The organism is Catenibacterium sp. CAG:290, assembly GCF_000437715.1.
Taxonomy (GTDB): domain Bacteria; phylum Bacillota_I; class Bacilli_A; order Erysipelotrichales; family Coprobacillaceae; genus Catenibacterium; species Catenibacterium mitsuoka_A.
Genome location: NZ_FR898774.1, coordinates 1 through 3,363 on the forward strand (window position 1 = coordinate 1; position 3,363 = coordinate 3,363).

Genomic DNA, 3,363 nt, shown 5'->3' on the forward strand with positions numbered 1-3,363 from the left:
TTCGTCACAGCCTCTTTTGAAGTATTTCCACCTAAGACAAGTAGTAAATATGAAAATGTCTTAAAGGCTGCAGAAAAGATTGCATCTTTAAATCCAAGTTTCATGTCTGTGACTTATGGTGCAGGTGGAGGAACAAGTGCACATACTGTTGCACTTGCGAAAGATATTCATGAAAAATATGATGTTGAAGTTATGGCTCATTTGACATGTGTTTCTTCTACAAGAGAACATGTAGAGTCCATGGTTGAACAGTTTAAAGAAAATGGTATTGAAAACATCATGGCATTAAGAGGAGATATTCCTAAGGATGGTCAAGTGGGAGAAGACTACCAATATGCCTGTCAGTTAATCAAGGAACTTAAAGAGAAGGGTGATTTCTGTATTGGGGCAGCATGTTATCCAGAAGGACATGTAGAATCACCTAGCATTAAGGAAGATATCCAGCATTTAAAAGAAAAAGTAGAAGCAGGTGCAGATTTCTTAACAACGCAGATGTTCTTTGACAACAATGTTTTCTATAACTTCTTATATAAGATCAAGGAAGCTGGTATTAATGTACCTGTAGTGGCTGGTATTATGCCTATTACTAATGCGAAACAGGTCAGTCGTGCTGTACAGATGTCAGGTACATCTATTATTCCTTATCGTTTTAAGATGATGGTGGATGCATTTGGTGATAATCCTGAAATCATGAAGCAGGCTGGTATTATTTATGCATCTGAACAGATTATTGATTTAATTGCGAATGGTGTAAAACATATTCATGTTTATACAATGAATAAACCAGACATCGCCGAAGGCATCATGAACAATATTTCGGAGATTCTTAAATGATAGAAATCAATCGTAAAGAAGCTTTACGATACTTAGGATACCGTCAATCTGTAGAAGGTGATCTTACTGAAATCAATAGTGCATTAGATCACTGTATCGAAGTATTACAGAAAACAGCTGTACCACGTCATATTGTGAAAAGATTACCTCTCACAATAGAGAATCATACAATCACAATTGGTGATATGGTGATACATAGTAAAAACTTAGAGAATAACTTAAAAGGCTGTCATGCAGTTTATCTCTTTGCGGCTACTATAGGTATAGAAGTCGATCGTTTGATTAAACGTACAGAACTTACTAAGATGAGTGATGCAGTGATCTATCAGGCAGCAGGAGCTGCTATGATAGAAGCCTATTGTGATGAAGTGAATGAAGAACTTAATCAGGAGGCATATAAGAATAATGAATTCTTAAAGCCACGCTTTTCACCTGGTTATGGAGATCTAGCATTAGATCATCAGAAAGATTTTATGCGTATATTACAGATGGATAAGATTAGTATCAGTTTATTAGAAAGTCTCTTAATGGTCCCATCCAAATCAGTGACGGCGATCATTGGTATTACACATCATGCACAGCCTCGTCATACGAAGGATTGTGCCAATTGTCCTGCACAATGTGAATTCAGGAGGATGGATTAATGGGATTTAAAGAAAGACTTACAAAAGAATGGTTATTCTGGGATGGTGGTACTGGTTCAGTACTTCAAAGCTGGGGTTTACAAGCGGGTGAATTACCTGAAACATGGAATATCATTCATCCAGAAAAGATTGTTGAATTAAATAAAGGTTATCTAGAAGCAGGATGTGATATTATCAACACCAATACATTTGGTGCCAATAGATTAAAATATCCAGATAATCTAGAAGAAATAGTCACAAAAGCAGTAGAACATGCAAAAAAGGCAAGAGAACTTACAGGGCGCGGGGATGCCCTGATTGCGCTTGATTTAGGTCCTACAGGTAAGCTCTTAGAACCACTAGGAGATTTATCATTTGATGATGCAGTGGATATTTATGCTGAAGTCATTGAAAATGGAACTAAAGCGGGTGCTGATGTCATCCTTATTGAAACAATGCAGGATAGCTATGAATTAAAAGCTGCAGTACTAGCCGCTAAGGAACATTCACATTTACCTGTATGTGCGACTGTTGTATTTGATGAAAAAGGTAAGATGTTGACAGGTGGTACACCAGAATCAGTTGTTGCCTTACTCGAAGGGTTACATATTGATGCATTGGGTATTAACTGTTCATTAGGTCCAACACAAATCAAACCTTTTGTAGAAAGAATGATTAAAGTTTCTTCTACACCTATTATTGTGACACCTAATGCTGGTTTGCCTCAGACTGATGATGAAGGTCATACATATTATGATATGAATGCAGATGAATTCGCATCAGAGATGAAAGAGATTGCCTCATTGAATGTGCATGTACTAGGAGGATGTTGTGGAACTACACCAGAATATCTCTCAAAAACAATCGCATTAGTGAAAGACCTGCCTATTGAACCACCTGTAAAGAAGAATATCTCTGTTGTGACTTCTTTCTCACAGGCTGTAGAAATAGGTCCTAAACCAGTTATTATTGGGGAACGTATTAACCCAACTGGTAAGAAGAAATTCAAACAGGCCTTACGTGATGGAGATATTAACCATATCTTATCTGAAGGTTTAAAACAGGAAGATGCAGGGGCACATATTCTAGATGTCAATGTAGGTCTACCAGAAATTGATGAACCTAAGATGATGGTAGAAGTTATGAAGAAGTTGCAGTCTGTCATTGCATTGCCATTACAGATTGATACATCAGATCCAATCGCCTTAGAGGCAGCCTTAAGACACTATAACGGTAAGGCTATGATTAACTCAGTTAATGGTAAACAGGAATCCATGGATGCTGTATTCCCATTAGTAAAGAAATATGGTGGTGTGGTTGTAGGACTTGCCTTAGATGAAGAAGGCATTCCAGATAATGCGGCAGATCGTATTCGTATTGCGAAGAAGATCTATAAAGAAGCAAGTAAATATGGTATTGAATCTAAGGATATCGTAATCGATGGACTCGCTATGACTATTTCATCAGATCCTACTTCTGCCATTGCGACATTAGAAACATTACGTATTATTAGAGATGAATTACATGGACATTCTATTTTAGGTGTTTCTAATATCTCTTTTGGTCTTCCACAAAGACCAATTGTGAATGCGAACTTCTTTACTATGGCGATGCAGTCAGGACTTAGCTGTGCAATCATCAATCCTTCATCAGAAGCAATGATGAAATCATATCGTGCCTATCTTGCCTTAAGTGGGCTTGATACAAACTTTACAGAATATATTAGCGCCTATGGTAATAGTGCACCAGCTCCCATAAAGAGTGAAGCGGTTGATATGTCTTTATATGAAAGTATCAAGCGTGGTATGAGTGAAAATGCAGGTAAAGCCACTCAAAAACAGCTTGAAACTAAAGAAGGATTAGAAATTATTAATGACGAACTAATTCCTGCTCTTGATGAAGTAGG

The 3,363-nt window shown here is 37.3% G+C and carries 3 protein-coding genes; all 3 read left to right on the forward strand.

Going from position 1 to position 3,363, the window contains the following annotated elements:
• Positions 1 to 834 (forward strand): methylenetetrahydrofolate reductase [NAD(P)H] (metF, locus tag QVO42_RS01985; RefSeq protein ID WP_288163585.1); only part of this gene is annotated, 834 nt, incomplete at its 5' end.
• Positions 831 to 1,478 carry a vitamin B12 dependent-methionine synthase activation domain-containing protein gene (locus QVO42_RS01990; RefSeq protein WP_022424515.1) on the forward strand — a complete coding sequence of 216 codons (648 nt, stop codon included), beginning with the start codon at positions 831 to 833 and terminating at the stop codon, positions 1,476 to 1,478. The genes metF and QVO42_RS01990, both read left to right, overlap by 4 nt.
• The coding region (locus tag QVO42_RS01995; protein WP_288163587.1) for a homocysteine S-methyltransferase family protein at positions 1,478 to 3,363 on the forward strand (1,886 nt) is incomplete at its 3' end. The genes QVO42_RS01990 and QVO42_RS01995, both read left to right, overlap by 1 nt.

Excerpts from the sequence above, each read along its gene's own strand:
- QVO42_RS01990 (WP_022424515.1), top strand. The coding sequence starts at position 831 with ATGATAGAAATCAATCGTAAAGAAGCTTTACGATACTTAGGATACCGT.